An 18358-nucleotide genomic window follows, 5' to 3' on the forward strand; every position below is an offset into this window, starting at 1 on the left:
GATGATCTTCGCTTCCAATCCAAGGTCCTGGCATAGCGAGCTAGAGCTTCAACGTGAACGGGCATGGGGGTTTTTCCAGCAGGTAAGTGACAAAAACTACGTCGGCAGCGATCGGCCAGTGGATCAGCTCGAGCGATCTATCGTGTTGTCGTGCGTGGCGCTGGAAAGACTTCTTCGTGAAAAGGTCCTGGAGGACCGATTTTCGAAACGAACGATAACCGTTAACGTTTTCAAGGTCAGTGGAGCTTCGTTGCCGGTACACGGCCTGGAGCTTACTCTACTTTCCTCGGCCAGGGTCACTATTCAGAAAGTCCTGCAGGCGATCATTGGTCTCGAACACGGGCTTTTGGCCGTGACAGGAGACGAGGTCGTGCCCTCTGGTATGCTGATTCCCCTTCGGGGCTCTGCCCAGGGCATTTCCTTTATGCTCACGATCGAGAGCTTTCTTGAGATGACCGACGTCCAGTACTCAATTGTACGGCGGCCCTAACAAGCTTGTCAGACAGATGTCCGGAATGAAGCGCTCACTTTGATCTAACGCCCGAGGTCACCCGTGACAATTTCACCACCACCGAGGTATATCGACGGCGTCATCACCAGCGGACGTTTGCCCATCGGTACGTGAGTTAAAGTGCTGAGCCAACGCACTCGCCATTGTCTTTATCAGATGTCGTATCCAGCTAAGCCGTGTCATTCGCACCTCCCTCAATACCACCGAATAGGCTTCACAACTCTCCGGTCACAAATTGCGCGCGCCCCATTCCAAACGACCAATCGTCGTCGGAGTTTGGTACGAACGAAATCATGACGTCTTCGGCCGAGATGCCACAGCGCTCATTGAGATCGACGCAGAGAGTTTTGTAGAACCTGAGTTTTTCGTCGCGCGATCGTGGCCGTGAGACGACCTCGAGCAGGACAAAACGGGGAGAGCGTTCGAGGCCCAGCCCGGTATCCTGCGCGATCATGGTGCGAGAGGTGTGTTTGGTGACGAGCTGATATCTGTCGCGATCGGGTACTCCAAACGACCGAACCATCGCTGCGTGCGATGTATCCAGTAGCTTGGTGATTTCTTCGTCGGACCGGCCTTCGTAGATATGAAACTTCAGGAGAGGCATAGGGCGTCACTTTCAGGTGTTGTAGGTTACTAGCAGGTCCTTGGCGTCGATCTGGTCGCCCGCCTTGACGAGCACTTCGGCGATCGTGCCGTCCTTCTCGGCGTGGATCGCCGTTTCCATCTTCATCGCTTCGATCGACACCAGCACGTCGCCGGCGCGGACCGTCTGGCCTGAGGAGACGAAGGCGCGGGAGATGACGCCAGGCATCGGCGCGCCGACATGGGTGGCATTGCCCGGCTCCGCTTTGCGGCGGGCCGCTGCACCTAATGCACCATGGGCGCGGTCCGGAACCTTGATGCGGCGCGGCTGGCCATTGAGCTCGAAGAACACCGTGACCATGCCCTGGCTGTCGGGACCGCTCATCGCCTGGTTGACGATGACGAGCGTCTTGCCCTTCTCGATATCGGCAAAAAGCTCCTCGCCATCGCCGAGACCGTAGAAATAGGCGGGCGTCGGCAGAACGGAGACCGGACCGTAAGTGTCGGACGCCAGCGCGAAGTCGGTGAAGACCTTCGGATACATCAGGTAGGAGGCGAACTCGAAGTCGTTGACCTCGCGCTCCAGCTTGGTTTCGATCGTCTTGCGCTCCGCATCGAGATCGGCGTCTTCGAGCAGAGAGCCTGGACGCACCGTATAGGGCGCATCACCCTTCAAAGCCTTCTTCTGCAGCGCTGCCGGCCAGCCCGACGGCGGCTGACCAAGATCACCCTTCAGCATCGAGACGACCGATTCCGGGAAGGACACTTCCTTGTCGGCGCTGACGACGTCGGCGACGCTCAGGTCCTGGCTCACCATCATCAGCGCCATGTCGCCGACCACCTTGGAGGACGGCGTCACCTTGACGATATCGCCGAACATCTGGTTGGCGTCGGCATAGGCCTGCGCCACTTGGTGCCAGCGGGTCTCGAGACCAAGCGAACGGGCCTGCTCCTTGAGATTGGTGAACTGGCCGCCCGGCATTTCGTGCAGGTAGACTTCCGACGCCGGTCCCTTGAGGTCGCTTTCGAAGGCCGCGTACTGGTGGCGCACCGCTTCCCAGTAGAAGGAGATGCGACGTACCCACTCGGTGTCGAGGCCAGGGTCACGCGCGGAGCCGCGCAGCGCTTCGACGATCGAGCCGAGGCACGGCTGCGAGGTATTGCCCGACAGCGCGTCCATGGCGGCATCGACGGCATCGACGCCGGCATCGACGGCCGCGAGAACGGTCGCGGCCGCAATGCCTGAGGTGTCGTGCGTGTGGAAGTGGATCGGCAGGCTGGTCGCCTCGCGCAGCGCCTTGAACAGAACCTTGGCGGCGGCCGGTTTCAAGAGGCCCGCCATATCCTTCAGCGCGATGATATGCGCGCCGGCCTTTTCCAGCTGGACGGCGAGATCGGTGTAGTACTTCAGATCGTACTTCGGGCGCGCCGAATTCAGGATATCGCCGGTATAGCAGATCGCCGCTTCGCAAAGCTTGTTCTCTTCCGCCACCGCATCCATCGACACGCGCATGTTCTCGACCCAGTTCAGGCAGTCGAAGACGCGGAAGAGATCGATACCGCCGGCAGCAGCCTGGCGGACGAAGTATTTGACGACGTTATCAGGGTAGTTCTTGTAACCGACGCCGTTAGCGCCGCGCAGCAGCATCTGGAGAAGAAGGTTAGGAGCCGCCTCACGTACTTGCGACAGGCGCTCCCACGGGTCCTCTGTCAGGAAGCGCATGGATACGTCGAAGGTCGCGCCACCCCAGCATTCCAGCGACAGCAGGTTCGGCAGCGCATGCGCATAGGTGCCGGCGATGCGGGCGATATCGTAGGTGCGCATGCGGGTAGCAAGAAGCGACTGGTGGCCATCGCGCATCGTCGTATCGGTCATTAGCACGCGCTTTTCGTTGCGCATCCATTCGCCGAACTTCTTCGGACCCAGCGTGTCGAGCAACTGCTTGGTGCCGTCCTTGATCGTCGTGCCGTTGGTGTAGGGCACGACGGGCTTGGCGGCATCCGCTGTCGGGCGTGGACGGTCCTTGGCTTCCGGGTGGCCGTTGACGGTGACATCGGCCAGATAGGTGAGCAGCTTCGTCGCGCGGTCCTGGCGCTTGACCTGCTGGAACAGCTCCGGCGTCGTGTCGATGAAGCGGGTGGTGTAGCTGTTATCCTTGAACTTCGGATGCGTGATGATCGCTTCCAGGAAGGTCAGGTTGGTGGCGACCCCGCGGATACGGAATTCGCGCAGTGCGCGGTCCATGCGCATAATAACCTCGGGTGCCGACGGTGCCCAAGCAGTGACTTTCACCAAAAGTGGGTCGTAGTACCGGGTGATGACGGCCCCGGTATACGAGGTGCCGCCATCCAAGCGGATACCGAAGCCCGAAGCAGAGCGATAAGCGGTGATGCGGCCGTAATCCGGGATGAAGTTATGTTCGGGGTCTTCTGTGGTGATACGGCACTGCAGCGCGTGGCCATTGAGCCTAATCTCTTGCTGCATTGGCACGCCCGATTCCGGCGTACCGATCGCGAAACCGTCGAGGACATGGATTTGTGCCTTCACGATATCGATGCCAGTGACGACTTCGGTCACCGTGTGTTCAACCTGGATGCGCGGATTGACCTCGATGAAGTAGAACTTGCCGGTATCGGCATCCATCAAGTACTCGACAGTACCTGCACCGAGATAGTTTGTCGCTTTGGCGATCTTCAGCGAATAGGCGGCCAGTTCCTGGCGCTGCGCTTCACTGAGATAAGGGGCGGGCGCGCGCTCCACGACCTTCTGGTTACGGCGCTGGATCGAGCAGTCGCGCTCGAAGAGATGTACGACATTGCCGTGCGTATCGCCGAGAACCTGACTTTCGACATGGCGCGCGCGCTCGACAAGCTTCTCCAGATAGACCTCGTCCTTGCCGAAGGCAGCCATAGCCTCTCGTTTGGCTTCCGTCACCTCGCGAGCAAGATCACCCTCGGAGCGGATGGCACGCATGCCGCGACCGCCACCACCCCAGGAGGCCTTCAACATCACGGGATACCCGATCTCGTCGGCCATGCGGGCGACTTCGGCCATGTCGTCAGGCAGCGGATCGGTAGCCGGAACGACAGGAACGCCGACGGAGATGGCGAGATTGCGTGCCGCTACCTTATTGCCGAGTTGACGCATTGTATCGCTGCGAGGGCCGATGAAGGTGATCCCTGCTTTTTCGCAAGCGTCGACAAACTCGGGGCTCTCCGACAACAGCCCGTAGCCGGGATGAATTGCATCCGCGCCAGACATCTTGGCGACACGGATCACCTCGTCGATGGATAGATAGCTCTCGATCGGCCCTAGATCACGGGCAAGATGCGGCCCGCGGCCAATCTGGTAGCTTTCGTCTGCTTTGAAACGGTGGAGGGCGAGTTTGTCTTCCTCGGCCCATATCGCGACTGTTTTGATGCCGAGCTCGTTCGCAGCGCGAAACACTCGGATCGCAATTTCGGAACGGTTGGCAACTAGTATCTTTGATATGGGCACAGCAGTCTCCTCAGTGCTGAAACTCATCGAGCGGCAATGTTGACGTCCGATCTCCGAGGCGAATACAACGAAATATGCATGATGTCAAAAGAGGCAATAAATATTGCAATGCTTCCTGTTTGTTTGACGCGCACAGGAATTTGCGCGATGATAAAAGTGGCAACAAAATTTCCGGCTGTCGCAGTCCATCGTACAAAAATTGCCAAGCCGCTTGACATGCAATGTTTATTGCGTATTCCTTCTCCCGGTAAATTTTATTGCGTCGTCAAAATTAAACGACGTGAGGAGGAGGAAACATGTACGGTTCGTATGGCCTATTCATCGATGGCGCATGGTCTGGAGCGCCCACTGGCGCGTCGACCGAGATTTCCGATCCCGCTACCAACGAAATCTTGGGGGTGGTACCCGCAGCATCGGTCGACGACACGGCCTCCGCCATCGCTTCGGCTGACCGCGCCTTTCAGACGTGGAAAAAAACCCCCGCGTGGACGCGCGCCGATCTTCTTCACAAGGTAGCCGACGTTATGGCGGCGAGAGCAGGCGAGGCGGCCCGCCAGATCACGTTAGAAACGGGCAAGCCAGTCGTGCAGGCCGGGCGAGAATGGGGTTTGGCCGTTGATCAGTTTCGTTGGTATGCCGAAGAAGCGCGCCGCATCTACGGCCGTGTTGTCGAAAGCCGGGTGCCTGGTGGACGCTTCGAAGTCTCACACGAGCCTGTTGGCGTTGTGGCGGCGTTCACTGCTTGGAATTTCCCCGCCGCTTTGATCGCTCGCAAGGTGGCCCCGGCACTAGCTGCTGGTTGCTCCGTGATCGTCCGCCCGTCAGTGGAAGTTCCTGGCGTCGCCATGGTGATGTTCGACTGCATACGCGAAGCTGGCATTCCTGCTGGCGTCGCGAACCTTCTCGTCGGCCCCACCGCCAACACGTATAAGCCAATCATGGCGTCATCGCTCGTCCGCAAAGTCTCCCTTACCGGATCGACCCAAGTGGGACAGCAGATGATCCGAGATAGCGCCGACACCGTGAAGCGGGTCAGTATGGAGCTAGGCGGCAATGCGCCGATGATCGTCTTCGACGATGCAGACTTGGAGAAAACACTCGATCTCGCCGTTCCCACGAAATACGCCAACGCCGGCCAGGTTTGCGTCACGCCCGACAGGTTCTACGTGCACGAGTCGCTTCACGACCGCTTCGTTGACGGCTTCGCCCGTCGCGCCAGTGCTCTGAAACTGGGCCACGGTCTCAAAGACGAAACTCAAATGGGACCGCTGATCAACCAGCGCCGTCTCAGCGCGATCGAGGCTGTTGTAGAAGACGCCCGTTCGCGTGGCGCGCGGATCGTCACAGGTGGCAAGCGGCCGGCCGAGATGAACACAGGCTTCTTCTTCGAGCCGACGGTCATTTCCAATCTTGCGGATGATGGGATGGCGTTGGCCGAAGAGAACTTCGGCCCGATCGCTGCAATCACGCCATTCTCCACGCCAGACGAAGTGTTCGCTCGCGCGAACGCATCGGAAATGGGCTTGTCCGCATACGTGTTTACGCGAAACCAAGGCCGGGCACGCGAAGCTGTGGAGACCCTGGCTGCAGGTATGGTCGGCGTTAACAGTTTCGCTCTGGCGGCGGCGGAAGCGCCGTTCGGCGGCATCAAGGCCAGTGGCATGGGGCGTGAGGGCGGGGTCGAGGGCATACTCGACTACTCGAACGTCAAACTCGCGCAAGTCGTGATCTGAGGTAGCCAAAAATGATCAAGAACGGAATTAAACGCCTTTGGGCGGATGGGAAACCTGTGCTCAACGGCTGGGTGTCGATTGCCAACTCGTTCAGTGCCGAAATCATGGCGGCGCAGGGTTACGATTCCATCACGATCGACATGCAGCACGGCATTGTCGGCTACGACGGCGCGGTGCCCATGCTGCAGGCAATGCGAGCAAGCGGGATTACTCCGCTGGTCCGCGTTCCTTGGTTGGACCCGGCCGATATCATGAAAGCTCTCGATGCGGGTGCATACGGCGTGATCTGCCCAATGGTCAATACTCGTGCTGAAGCTGAACAGCTTGTCTCTTACGTCCGCTACCCGCCTAAAGGCGTCCGTAGCTTCGGTCCGAGCCGCGCGCTCTTTTCCGCGGGTGCAGGATATGCCGACGAAGCTGACGACGAGATGATCTGCCTCGCGATGATTGAGACAGCCCAGGCATTCGAAAACCTGGAAGACATCCTCGCAACGCCAGGTCTCGATGGTGTGTACATCGGCCCTGCCGATCTCACGCTCGGTCTGCAGGGGCGGAAATACGCTCCCGGTTTTGATCGCAGAGAGCCTGAAATGATCGATGCGATCAAGCACATCCTCCAGCGGGCACATGCGGCCGGGAAGCGCGCCGCACTCCATAACGGAACCGCCGAATATGCCTCCGAGGCAGTTAGTTGGGGCTTCGACCTCGTCACGGTTTCCAACGATGTTCGATTGCTCGCCGGTGCGGCCGAGGCAAGCGTCAAGAAGTTTCGCGAGTTGACCAGTGGCGCTTCCGGCCCGAGCGACGCCAACGCTAAGGGAGGATACTAAAATGGTCCGCGTGTTGGTCGCAGGCAAAATCCATCCCGACGGCTTGGCAGTGCTGGATCGGCCGGGCGTGCAGGTTGATTACGTCGAAGAGGTGTCCTCGTCGAGTTACCAGCCGTTCCTAAAGGACGCCGACGCGATCCTGATCCGGACGCAGCCGCTTCCTGGAGACTACATCGCATCCGCGCCAAATCTTAAAATCGTGTCCCGCCACGGTGTTGGATATGACGCGGTCGATGTACAGGCGCTAAACGCCCGCGGCATTCCCCTAGCGGTCGTCGGAGATGTGAATTCTCGAGCCGTCGCGGAACACGCTACGATGCTGATGCTTTCTGCCGCCCGCAGAACGGTGGTTTTCGATCAACGCACTCGAGCTGGAGACTGGAATTACCGGAACAGTCTCGACTGCGCCGAACTCGATGGCAGGACTCTTCTTGTGGTGGGCTTCGGTCGCATTGGACGACGTCTCGCCGAGATCGCAACTGCCCTTGGAATGGATGTCCTTGCCTACGACCGTTTTCAGGCGGATGAGTCTATCCTAGCTCGGGGTGCAAAACCCGTCGCTGATCTCGGTGAGGGCCTTCGGGTCGCCGATGTCGTTTCCCTTCACGTTCCCAAGGTTGGCGACCAACCCCTGATCGGCCGCGCCGAATTGGCATTGATGAAGCCGTCGTCGATCGTGATCAATACCGCGCGGGGGGGCTTGATAGACGAGGTAGCGTTGGTCGAGGCGCTCGACGCTAGACGGTTGGCCGCCGCTGGCCTTGACGTTTTTGGCGAGGAACCTCCCGCTGACGACAATCCGCTTCTCCGGTGCGATCGGGTGGTTCTCTCGCCGCACAACGCGGGTCTCACCGAAGCCTGCGCCCGACGCATGGCAATCTCGGCTGCCACGAACATCGTTAACTTCTTTGAAGGTCAGCTCGACCGCTCGTTGGTCGTCAACCAAGATCAGGTGTCGGGGCCCGCCGGCACGGCCGTCGGAGCATAACGATGGCGCTACTCTCTCTAACTGAAGTCACAAAGTCATACGGGCAAGTCCCCGTTCTGAAAGGCATCAATCTTGAGGTTCAGCCTGGAGAGGTCCTCGCCCTTGTCGGTGAGAACGGGGCCGGGAAAAGCACATTAATGAAGATCATCGCCGGTTTGGTTGCCCAGACGGCCGGCGAAGCCCGTTTCGACGGTCGCAAAGCACCTGCCAAGCTCACAGACGCTGAGACCGTTGGTATCATCATGGTCCATCAGGAGTTCTGTCTCGCGCCGCACCTGACTGTTGCGGAAAATGTGTTTCTTGGCAGGGAGATTCGGAAAGGACCGTTCACCGACACGACGGCGATGGAGAAGCTGGCATCAGAGACATTGGCTCAGCTCGGTTCTACTGCGAAGCCACGGTCCACGCTCAAAGACCTTCCTGTTTCGGATTGGCAAATGATTGAGTTGGCGAAGGCTTTCGCGCGCGATCCTCGCCTTATATTGATGGACGAGCCAACAGCAGTCCTTTCTGGGACAGAGGCTGCGCGCCTCTTCGACAAGGTTCGGCAATTCAGGGAAAGCGGTGGATCGGTCATATTCACCTCGCACCGCCTCGACGAGGTCAAGGAGATCGCCGACCGAGTGGCCATTCTAAGAGATGGCCAAATCGTTCGCCTCGAGGTCGCCTCCAACTTGAGCGAGGCGCAGATGGCCGAAGCGATGGTGGGCCGGCCACTTGCGGAAATCTACCCGCCAAAGCGTCCTCCACAGAAGACGGTCGATGCTCTTTCAGTGCAGAATATCGCCAGCGCAGGCTTCGTCGTAGACGCCTCGGTCACAGTCAAACGCGGCGAAGTTCTTGGTATCGCTGGGCTGGTCGGGTCAGGTCGCACGGAACTCTTTGAGGCAATCTGTGGTTTGCGCCCTGCAGTGTGCACGGAATTTCGCTTGAACGGGCGTGCTAGAAACCTGCCGGGTGCGCGCGAGGCTTGGCAACTCGGTATAGCCTATTTGACCGAAGATCGGAAAGCCAAAGGGCTTCTTCTCGGGAAGCCACTCGACGTCAACCTCGCGCTAACGTCGGGAGCGCTGTCGGGCCGAGGATGGATAGACAAGAAGGCCGAGCGTGCGGAGCTTATCGAAGCCATCGCAGCGTACGACATTCGATCAGGTCGAGTCGATGTGACGGCTGGCGCTCTCAGTGGTGGAAACCAGCAGAAGGTGCTTATCGCGAAGACGCTGGCGACTGATCCCGACCTCGTCATTTTCGACGAGCCGACGCGCGGCGTCGATATCGGTGCCAAGCAGCAAATCTACAGAATCATCACTGACCTGGCCGAGCGAGGCAAGGCCATCGTCGTAGTGTCTTCCGAGATGCAGGAGATCGTTGGTTTGGCCCACCGGGTAGTGGTGATGCGCAAGGGCAAGACTGTCGGAGAGCTTGTCGGCGATCGGATCAATGAAAGCGAGATCATCAGGCTCGCGATGGGAGTTCAGGAGGAGCTAGACAATGTCCGATATCTCGGCAACGCACGTCGGTAGTGCCGGTGGCACGGGCCGTCAAAAGGCGATCAAGACCGTGGAAGCGGCGGGGCCACTCCTGGCTTTGATCATCTTGATGATCGTGGGCTCGCTCATGAGCAGCAGCTTCCTTGGAGCGGAAAACCTTTCCAACGTCTTCACCCGAAGCGCGATTATCGGAATCATCGCTATCGGAGCGACGTTCGTAATCACAGCCGGCGGGTTGGACCTCTCTGTTGGATCGCTTTCCGCGCTCGTCGCCGGTGTTGCGATCATGGTCATGAACAAGGCGACCGGTTCATTCGGAACGGGGTGGCTTCTGGTCGCGGCGGGGATCGCATTTTCGCTGCTCTTGGGCGCGGCGGCCGGCTTCGTGAACGGGGCGATGATCGTCAAAGGTCGTGTTGAAGCCTTTATCGTAACTCTTGGGACTATGGGCGTTTTTCGATCCGTCCTGACGTGGCTTTCCGACGGGGGTTCAATCTCACTGGATTTCTCGCTCCGCGACGCGGCGCGCCCGATCTACTATGGCTCGGTCGGCGGTGTGGCCGTCCCGATACTCGTCTTCATCGTGATCGCAATCGTCGCGGAAGCCGTGTTGAGGCGTACCCGCTTTGGTCGGCACGTGGCAGCTATTGGCTCAAACCGCTACGTCGCCCTTTACTCGGCGATCCCCGTCGATCGGGTCCGGATTCTCACGTACGTCATCCAGGGCCTCTGCGTTGGCATTGCCACCGTCATTTATGTGCCGCGTCTCGGCGCAGCCACCCCATCGACAGGCCTTATGTGGGAACTTGAAGCTATTGCCTCGGTGATCATCGGCGGGACCGCTCTCGGTGGCGGATTTGGACGAGTTTGGGGCACGGTTGTCGGCGTCCTGATCCTCGGTTTCATAAGCAACATTCTGAACCTGACCGGCTTCATCAGTCCGTATCTGAACGGTGCTGTGCAAGGTGCAATCATTGTCATCGCGGTTCTTTTGCAGCGCGATCGATCTCAGGGATGACCCAGTGGGTCCCCTAAAATATCGAGTTCCGCATTTCCGCGGTCTCATTACCAAGTCCCACTGGGAGGGGAATTAGATGCTGAGTAGGATTAGAAACATAATAGCTGCTGGTGGCTTTGCACTGGCCGCAACATCGGGGGCGGCGTTTGCCGCCGACGCAACGATCGGGATTTCCATTCCCGCGGCCGATCATGGCTGGACGGGCGGACTTGTCTATCACACCAAACGCACCGTTGAAGCGATGAAAAAGGCGTTTCCAAACATCGACTTCGTCGTTGTCACGTCCTCAAGCGCAACTCAGCAGGTGAATGACATCGAAGACCTGATGAGCCGCAAAATCAACGCCCTCGTGGTTCTCCCGCAGGAATCCGATCCCCTTACCGAACCTGTCAAGGCGGCAAAGGCGAAGGGCGTATTCGTCACTGTCGTCGACCGTGGCTTGGCCGAAAAGAACATCGAAGACCTATATGTTGGCGGCGATAACCCTCAGTACGGCACAGCGGCAGCCGAATACTTCAAAAAGAAGTTTCCAGACGGTGGCAAAATCGTCGTGATGCGCGGCATTCCGACAGCTATCGACAATATCCGTATCGATGCATTCCAAGCCGCCTTGAAGGACTCGAAAATCGAGGTGCTCGATATGCAATATGCCAACTGGAATCCGGACAAGGGTTTCGAGGTCATGCAGGACTATCTCCAGCGCTTCCCCAAGATCGATGGCGTTTGGGCTGGCGATGACGACGCCGCTCTTGGTGCTGTCGAGGCTATCAAGCAGTCGGATCGAAAAGGCGTCACTGTCCTCGGTGGTTCCGGCATGAACAAGGTCATCAAACTGGTGCAGGATGGCAATGAGATGGTGGATGCCGACATCTTCTATCCTCCGACATTGATCATTCCCGCGATCGAACTGACGACAATGAAGTTTGCTACCCAGGCACCCATCAATGGTCGGTACGTTCTCGGCAGCCCGCTGATCACCAAGGACAATGCAGCCGAATATTATTTCCCAGACGCACCTTACTGAGCAAAATCGGATATGGACCGTGGAGGCGCGCGTAGCGCCTCCACATATTTCGTTGCAGAAAACGGAATCTTGCAATACCTCTGAGAAATATGCTCATTAGCCGCTTCGGCAAAGAATATGCGAGCGAATGGGAGCCGTCAGAATGCCACGGACGAAACAGACGACGGAACCGCCGGCAAATCTCGCCAACTACGAAAGCTTCGTAAACGAGATAACGAAAGCGTACCCAACTCTCAGTGAGCGATTCCAGCAGGTAGCCCGCTATCTCACGCAGAACCCGAATGTGGTCGCAATGCAGTCGATCAACTTTATTGCGGAGCAGTGCGGGGCGCATCCGTCGATCCTTGTCCGGTTTGCCCAGAATTTTGGTTTCTCTGGCTTCAAGCAGCTCCAGTCGGTGTTTCAGACCCGCCTGTCGACCGCCGCACCCGGATATCGTGAACGCATCAGCGCATTGGATGCCGATCTCGAAAAGACCAAGAAAAAAGGCAATCTTGGCTTCCTCCATGACCTAGTTGTCCGTGATATCGCGACCCTCCAAGAAATGCTGGGCTCTGTCACGGAAGACGACCTTCAGCGTGCTGCGGAAGTATTGAAGGACGCGGACACCATTTTCATCGCAGGTCAGCTGCGTTCAGAGCCAATCGCGCGCTTCCTTCGATATGTTTTGTCCATGTTGCGACGTCGAGTGGTGCTGCTTGATCCGGCTGGCGGCCTTGCTCCCGAAATGGCTCAAGTCATGGGTCCAAAAGATGTGCTGGTCGCAATAGCCTTTCGCCACTATGCGAAGGAAGTGGTCGCCATCGCTGATGTTGCTGCCCAGAACGGTGCCCCTATGGTCGCCATCACTGACAGTCAATTATCTCCATTGGCTAAAAACGCCGCTGTCCTGTTCACTGTGCCGGAGGACGAGTATTCGTTCTCACGCAGTCTCGCGGCTCCGATCTGCCTCACCCAGTGTATCGCGGTTTCATTGGCCGCGATGTTGCAGGTTGACGAGAGCGGAGCGCCGCGAATCCCCACTGTGACCGAGAACCTTCGCCGGAAATCTTGAGCCTGCTTTGTGGCGTTCTCAGTAGATCGACTTGTCGGAAAACTTCACCGTTTCATCGGCAACTCACGTCCCGCCGATGGAATGTTTGATACGACAGACATCATGTCTGGTTGAATGCTGAATGCCTGCGAGGGGTCGTAAGAGCGGTATTGAACAAGAAGCCATTTTTGCCCGTGCTGGTGGAGACATCCCGAAGTAATCGCTTGTCGACGGGATGGGTAGGGGAAACCCGTTTGATGCCAGGAACCGATCGATTGGCGCGCTGTCCCCAGGCGGACTGCTTTCCTTCAATGCTTCGAGCGCAGACTGATAGGTAGGCGCGAGCAGTGCCATCTCGAAAATTTCCCGGCCTCCAATGGAATTCAGCCCAATTCGCAAAAAAGCTTGCGCGTTCTGAAAATCTGCAATAAAAATTCCCATATTAGAAATCGTGCTGCAGATCAGCCGATTGGGAGGATGGATATGAATACCGTTCGTTTGACCATGGCTCAAGCCTTGGTGCGTTATCTCTGCAACCAGTTTACCGAAATCGACGGGAAGCGCGAGCCGCTGTTCCCAGGCTTATTTGGTATCTTCGGCCACGGAAATGTGACCTGCCTCTCGGAAGCGCTCGAGGCGGTCAAGGATGTCCTTCCGACATGGCGTGGGCAGAACGAACAGTCGATGGCGCTCGCGGCAATCGGGTTCGCGAAGGCGACTCGGCGGCGGCAGATCATGGTCGCAACGGCTTCGATCGGTCCGGGTGCGCTGAACATGGTAACGGCAGCAGGTGTTGCCCACACCAATCGTTTGCCAATCCTCCTTTTGGCCGGCGACACTTTCGTAAACCGTCGTCCTGATCCGGTCATGCAGCAGGTTGAGCACTACGGCAATCCGACGATCACGGTGAACGACGCCTTCAAGCCGGTATCAAGGTACTGGGATCGCATCGTCCATCCTGAGCAAATTATTGCATCGCTGCCGCAGGCGGTAGCAGCCATGCTCGACCCCGCCGATTGTGGCCCCGCGTTCATTGGCCTCCCGCAGGATGTCCAAGAAATCGCCTGGGACTATCCGGAAAGCTTCTTCGAACCGACCCTTCATCGTTCGCCGCGCCCGCGTCCCGATCGCCAGTCGCTAGAAGAGGCCGTCAGGGTCTTAAAGGCCGCCAAACGTCCACTGATCATTTCCGGCGGCGGGGTTCGCTACTCGGGTGCCAGCGAGGCGCTTTCCGAGCTCGCTGAACGCCATGGCATCCCTCTTTGTGAAACGATCGCAGGAAAAGGCACGGTAAGCCACGATCATCCTGCCCACGTCGGTCCTATCGGGATCGTCGGCTCGACATCTGCGAACGCCATGGCCGGAGACGCCGATGTCATCCTGGCGGTCGGCACCCGCTTGATGGATTTCACCACAGGGTCTTGGACTGTGTTTTCGCCGGATGCAAAGTTCGTTGCAATCAACGCGGCGCGCTTCGATGCAAACAAGCATCGCGCTGTAGCAGTTGTCGGCGACGCATTGGAGACCGTGTCCGAATTGGCGACCGCTTTGGAAGGCTACCGTGCCGACGAAGCTTGGACGACAAAGGGCGCAGAGGAATTCGCCAAGTGGAACGATGCCCTTGATGGATATCAGAAGCCCACGAACGCGGCCGTGCCGACCTATGCTCAGGTCGTCGGGATCGTGAACTCGAAGGCAAAGGATCGCGACCTTCTCATCACGGCCGCCGGCGGTCTCCCCGGTGAGGTGATGAAGAATTGGCGCGTCAAGGCTCCGAACACCTTCGACTGCGAGTTCGGTTTCTCTTGTATGGGATACGAGATCGCTGCCGGATGGGGCGCGGCGATGGCTGACCCGACGAGAACTCCGATCGTGATGATCGGAGACGGCACATACATGATGATGAATTCGGACGTCTATTCGACGGTGCTGTCCGGCCACAAGATGATCCTGATCGTTTGCGACAACGGCGGCTATGCCGTGATCAACAGACTTCAAAACGCCAAGGGCACCCCGGGTTTCAACAACCTCATCAAGGATTGCAAAGTAAAAGAGCCCTTCGCGGTTGATTTCGCCAAGCACGCCGAAGCCATGGGTGCATTGACCCGCCACGTCGAAAGCCTGGCGGACCTGGGTGCCGCGATGGAATGGGCTCAGTCTACGGATCGCACGACCGTCCTAACGATTGTATCTGACGCGTTCGCCTGGACGCCGGGCGATGCCTGGTGGGACGTCGGTGTCCCGCAGGTCAGCCAGAGGGCGGAAGTCAATGCCGCCGCCAAGGACCAGCAAGCTGGACGCAAGCGTCAACGGGTCGGCGCTTAATCTGGGCGTATCCTTCTCAATTCCGGTGTGGCGGTTTCGGCTGACACGCCGTGGGTCCGCTCATTTCCGCGAATGGGCAAGGACCGTGGCCTTTCACTACGATATCCGGAGTTCGAGCGTTGCCTGAACAGATCAATTTCGCACTTAACCAGATTGTTGCCCCGGCTCTTCCCGTTCGGGAATTCATCGACCTTGCAGCCAACCTCGGTTGTCAGGGCGTCGAGCTTCGAAATGACCTCGTCGACAAGGGCGTGAGCACTGCGGCCTTTTTCGACGGCCACACTCCGGCGGAAATCGGCGAATATGCGCGTAAGAAAAACGTCCGGCTCCTTGGATTGTCCGAGGTGTACGGCTTCAATCGTTGGTCGGAAAACATCTACGGCAAAGTGAAGCGGCTGATCGACGAAGCCCTACAAAGTGGCGCGGAGTCAATAAGCCTGATTCCCAGCAACGATGGGGCTAAACAGGCGGACGGTGAGCGGCTCAGCGACATACAGTCGGCCCTGTCCAAGGTGCTTCCACTGCTGAGGGATGCTGGTCTAATTGCGCTCGTGGAACCTTTGGGCTTCAAGTCGTCTTCACTCCGTTACAAGCGAGAGGCAGTCGCGGCAATCGACGCCGTGGGCGGGCGAGAGCATTTCCGACTGGTCCACGACACATTCCATCATCACCTTTCGGGTGAGACCGAGTTTTTCCCTGACATGACAGGAATTGTCCATATTTCCGGTGTCGTCGATGGCGAGCTGAGCCCCGATCAGATGAAAGATAGCGATCGGGTGCTGGTCGATGGCCGTGATTGGCTGGGTAACGTACAGCAGATTAGGAGCCTTGCGTCTCTCGGCTATCGCGGAGCCCATTCATATGAGCCCTTCGCATCGTCTGTTCATTCGGATCGAAATGTCGAGAGCAGTATCGGGGCCAGTATAGCTTACCTACGCGGGGAACTTGTCATCTGATAGTTTTTACGTCCGGGCGAGAAGTACCGCTTTTATCGCTCGTAATTGGCCGCTGGTATGTATTCAACACTTCCTTCTTGGCTCGTGACGGGTGTTTCTTCGTCATCCACGATAAACTTCGCTCGGGCATATAGTTCGTCAAACGTCATCACCTCGGGCCATCTAAGTGATCGACGAAAAAGTTCGAACGACCTAAACATGTCCTTGTTCGTTCCGTTTGGCGTTTGAAACTGATCTAAGTTGCCGACAACCAGGAACGACCGCGGCTGGAACTGAAAAAGCGTCTCTCCTGTTGGTACGCTGGTCTCGCTATGGATCGGTCGGAATTCCTCAGTCAGATTTTCCAAGGCGCGCTGGACGGTCACCTGTATCTGTGACACGGCACCAGCCAACTCTGTGCTTGGCGAAAAGACTCCTGGTCGATACGCTTTCACCAAACCTGTGTCCGATGTTTTGATTTCGACAAAGCAGAGAGAATTGATCGCAGCGACAGTCTTGAGCAAGCCGTCAACTTCCTTCCCTCGGCCGGAAATATTGTACCCTGCAACCTTGTTGCGTAATGCCTTTCCATCCAGAGCCGAAAGGGCAAGATAGGATAGGCCGTAGCCGAATATCCAGGTGTTTCGCTCGAAGAAGGCTTGCCAAGCTAGTTCCAGGCCACCATGTGCCTGCGCCTCCGTTTGACGAAACTCGACGTCGTCTAGCATTCGGCGGAAGTAACTCAACTCGCGACGTCGCTTGGCCAGCCCGAAAATGTCCTGCGCCTGAACGTCCGCGTCGAGCACGGCATTGAGCATCACCGGGTCTTCGATCAGAAACTTGGCGATTTGCCTCCGGTCGAACGTCGCCTGAACCTGTTCACGGTCAGGAACTCGGCCGCCTTGCTCATCTACAAAAATCATGGTCTCCGCCGACTTAATGAAGGTCAGCAGTTCATCAATTTCTCGACCGTAGAGCGAGAAGGCGATCTCTTTGTGCGGTCCGCCCTTGCTGTTCCACTTCTGAAAAGTGAGGCTGGTTATCTGCTGGTCGCTTTCATATAAGGTCGCCTTTAGCTGGTAGCGCGCGCCCTCCTGGTTGCGAAGGACGACCTCCTTGCCTTCCTTCATCGCGATGATGCCTCCCTTGCCTTCAATGATGCGGTGCAAGAACCTGCGAGGGGTCACATCCCGCTCGAAGATTTTGCTTATCCGTTTTGAAAAATAGGTCCAATGAGGCAGGCGTCCCCAAAAATATGTCTCATCGTTTTCGGACATGAGCGCGCCTAGTTGATCCCGGCTAAGACTACAACCTACTGCTCAATTATTATCAAGATAGCAAGTGCCCGTAGTCGGAGCATTTTTGCTTGGCACGATGGCCTCGTTGACGTCGGGTCGATGCCCGACGTCAACCTGGCCGATACTCGCGCTGGGCTTCCGGGTCCTGAGCCGAGAATTCGAGTCCTCGCAACTCGTTCCACATCTCTAGGGGAATGTCGGCGGCCGCCCATCCGATCGTCTGGTCGATCCTGCCGGGCTTGGACACGCCAATCACCGTCGACGCGATCCGCGGGTCAATAAGAGAGAACTGAAGGGCCGCTGCGCCTGGTGCGATCGAATGCTTGGCGCAAATGGTTTCAATCTGCCTTACTGGCTCTAAGGCTACGTCGTCAGCGTCTTGGTAGGTGATGCGCGAGACATTTGAACTACCCTTTGCCAGCACACCGCCGGCATAGGGAGCGGCGTTGAGAATGCCGATGCTTTGCGAATGAGCGTAATCGAAGAGTTCGTTCGCTGAGCGGTTCAACAACGTGTAGCGGTTATGGCTGAGTATGACGTCGAACGGCCGCTCCCTGACGAGCGGCAGCATGATGTCCACACGTCCCATTGCCAAACCGACTGCCGTCGCCAGTCCTTCTTCCTTGATACGGAACAGCGCATCGAGTGCGCCACCCGGTCGCGTGATTGCCGAGAGGTCGTCAGAGTACTCGGGATCATGGAGGTGGAGAATATCGACACGATCCAGCCCAAGCGCCGTCAAGCTTTCCTCGAAAGAGCGGCGGGCCTGGTCTGCGTCAAAGCGGCCCGTTTCCATGTCCCTGTCGAGCTTTGTAGACAAAACGAACCCCTCTGGAGTGCCGCCGCGCTCTCGAATTGCAGCACCGATCCTCTGCTCGCTACGGCCAAACCCGTAGTTTCGGGAGGTGTCCATAAAGTTCACAGGCCCGTCGAAGATGGCGTGGATTGTTTCGCGGGCGGTCGCTTCGTCGACGCTATAACCGTAGGTGTCTGGCATCTCGCCGAGCGGGGCAGTGCCGAAACAAACCTCGGTCACTTCCAGTCCCGTCTTTCCGATCTGACGTCTTTTCACACGCTTTTCCATTATAGTCG

General features: G+C 57.8%; 14 protein-coding genes. 10 read left to right on the forward strand and 4 right to left on the reverse strand.

Annotated features, from left to right (window positions below; genetic code table 11):
- Position 1: 1 nt before the first annotated feature.
- The gene (locus ACODTZ_RS22535; protein WP_489028193.1) at positions 2–490 is read left to right on the forward strand and encodes a hypothetical protein; all 489 of its coding nucleotides are present in this window, start codon (positions 2–4) and stop codon (positions 488–490) included.
- Between the two features lie 235 nt (positions 491–725).
- Here the strand turns inward: ACODTZ_RS22535 and ACODTZ_RS22540 are convergent, their stop codons facing one another.
- Positions 726–1115 carry a tautomerase family protein gene (locus ACODTZ_RS22540; RefSeq protein ID WP_489028195.1) on the reverse strand — a complete coding sequence of 130 codons (390 nt, stop codon included), beginning with the start codon at positions 1113–1115 and terminating at the stop codon, positions 726–728.
- Positions 1116–1127: 12 nt separating this feature from the next.
- Positions 1128–4592, reverse strand: coding sequence for a pyruvate carboxylase (gene pyc / locus ACODTZ_RS22545; protein ID WP_489028196.1), 3465 nt, complete (start codon positions 4590–4592; stop codon positions 1128–1130).
- Between the two features lie 296 nt (positions 4593–4888).
- Here pyc and ACODTZ_RS22550 point away from each other — a divergent pair, with 296 nt between their 5' ends.
- The 9 genes from ACODTZ_RS22550 (at position 4889) to ACODTZ_RS22590 (ending at position 15989) form a co-directional block, all read left to right on the forward strand.
- Positions 4889–6325 (forward strand): NAD-dependent succinate-semialdehyde dehydrogenase, encoded by a 1437-nt coding sequence (locus tag ACODTZ_RS22550; protein ID WP_489028198.1) that lies wholly within the window; start codon positions 4889–4891, stop codon positions 6323–6325.
- 11 nt (positions 6326–6336) lie between these two features.
- Positions 6337–7155 (forward strand): HpcH/HpaI aldolase family protein, encoded by an 819-nt coding sequence (locus ACODTZ_RS22555; protein WP_489028200.1) that lies wholly within the window; start codon positions 6337–6339, stop codon positions 7153–7155.
- Between the two features lies 1 nt (position 7156).
- A complete protein-coding gene (locus ACODTZ_RS22560) occupies positions 7157–8143 on the forward strand; it encodes a hydroxyacid dehydrogenase (protein ID WP_489028202.1) in 987 nt (328 codons plus the stop codon).
- A 2-nt stretch (positions 8144–8145) separates the two neighbouring features.
- Positions 8146–9666 (forward strand): sugar ABC transporter ATP-binding protein, encoded by a 1521-nt coding sequence (locus tag ACODTZ_RS22565; RefSeq protein WP_489028204.1) that lies wholly within the window; start codon positions 8146–8148, stop codon positions 9664–9666.
- Positions 9635–10651 carry an ABC transporter permease gene (locus ACODTZ_RS22570; RefSeq protein ID WP_489028206.1) on the forward strand — a complete coding sequence of 339 codons (1017 nt, stop codon included), beginning with the start codon at positions 9635–9637 and terminating at the stop codon, positions 10649–10651. The genes ACODTZ_RS22565 and ACODTZ_RS22570 overlap by 32 nt, the downstream gene beginning before the upstream one ends.
- A gap of 76 nt (positions 10652–10727) precedes the next feature.
- A complete protein-coding gene (locus ACODTZ_RS22575; protein WP_489028208.1) occupies positions 10728–11675 on the forward strand; it encodes a substrate-binding domain-containing protein in 948 nt (315 codons plus the stop codon).
- A gap of 142 nt (positions 11676–11817) precedes the next feature.
- Positions 11818–12729, forward strand: a complete 912-nt coding sequence (locus ACODTZ_RS22580; protein WP_489028210.1) for a MurR/RpiR family transcriptional regulator — start codon at positions 11818–11820, stop codon at positions 12727–12729.
- 456 nt (positions 12730–13185) lie between these two features.
- Positions 13186–15033, forward strand: a complete 1848-nt coding sequence (iolD, locus tag ACODTZ_RS22585; protein ID WP_489028455.1) for a 3D-(3,5/4)-trihydroxycyclohexane-1,2-dione acylhydrolase (decyclizing) — start codon at positions 13186–13188, stop codon at positions 15031–15033.
- A 119-nt stretch (positions 15034–15152) separates the two neighbouring features.
- Positions 15153–15989 carry a TIM barrel protein gene (locus tag ACODTZ_RS22590; RefSeq protein ID WP_489028212.1) on the forward strand — a complete coding sequence of 279 codons (837 nt, stop codon included), beginning with the start codon at positions 15153–15155 and terminating at the stop codon, positions 15987–15989.
- Positions 15990–16021: 32 nt separating this feature from the next.
- Here the strand turns inward: ACODTZ_RS22590 and ACODTZ_RS22595 are convergent, their stop codons facing one another.
- Together ACODTZ_RS22595 and ACODTZ_RS22600 are read right to left on the reverse strand one after the other, a co-directional pair.
- A complete protein-coding gene (locus ACODTZ_RS22595) occupies positions 16022–17245 on the reverse strand; it encodes a Shedu immune nuclease family protein (RefSeq protein ID WP_489028214.1) in 1224 nt (407 codons plus the stop codon).
- Positions 17246–17375: 130 nt separating this feature from the next.
- Complete coding sequence (locus ACODTZ_RS22600) at positions 17376–18350, reverse strand: aldo/keto reductase (protein ID WP_489028216.1); 975 nt, start codon at positions 18348–18350, stop codon at positions 17376–17378.
- Positions 18351–18358: the final 8 nt, after the last annotated feature.

It is taken from the genome of Rhizobium sp. FG113 (assembly GCF_057809895.1).

Bases quoted from the DNA above. Each gene is read 5' to 3' on its own strand.
- ACODTZ_RS22535 (WP_489028193.1), top strand. From the start codon at position 2: ATGATCTTCGCTTCCAATCCAAGGTCCTGGCATAGCGAGCTAGAGCTT.
- ACODTZ_RS22540 (WP_489028195.1), bottom strand. From the start codon at position 1,115: ATGCCTCTCCTGAAGTTTCATATCTACGAAGGCCGGTCCGACGAAGAA.
- ACODTZ_RS22550 (WP_489028198.1), top strand. From the start codon at position 4,889: ATGTACGGTTCGTATGGCCTATTCATCGATGGCGCATGGTCTGGAGCG.
- ACODTZ_RS22555 (WP_489028200.1), top strand. From the start codon at position 6,337: ATGATCAAGAACGGAATTAAACGCCTTTGGGCGGATGGGAAACCTGTG.
- ACODTZ_RS22560 (WP_489028202.1), top strand. From the start codon at position 7,157: ATGGTCCGCGTGTTGGTCGCAGGCAAAATCCATCCCGACGGCTTGGCA.
- ACODTZ_RS22565 (WP_489028204.1), top strand. From the start codon at position 8,146: ATGGCGCTACTCTCTCTAACTGAAGTCACAAAGTCATACGGGCAAGTC.
- ACODTZ_RS22570 (WP_489028206.1), top strand. From the start codon at position 9,635: ATGTCCGATATCTCGGCAACGCACGTCGGTAGTGCCGGTGGCACGGGC.
- ACODTZ_RS22575 (WP_489028208.1), top strand. From the start codon at position 10,728: ATGCTGAGTAGGATTAGAAACATAATAGCTGCTGGTGGCTTTGCACTG.
- ACODTZ_RS22580 (WP_489028210.1), top strand. From the start codon at position 11,818: ATGCCACGGACGAAACAGACGACGGAACCGCCGGCAAATCTCGCCAAC.
- iolD (WP_489028455.1), top strand. From the start codon at position 13,186: ATGGATATGAATACCGTTCGTTTGACCATGGCTCAAGCCTTGGTGCGT.
- ACODTZ_RS22595 (WP_489028214.1), bottom strand. From the start codon at position 17,245: ATGTCCGAAAACGATGAGACATATTTTTGGGGACGCCTGCCTCATTGG.
- ACODTZ_RS22600 (WP_489028216.1), bottom strand. From the start codon at position 18,350: ATGGAAAAGCGTGTGAAAAGACGTCAGATCGGAAAGACGGGACTGGAA.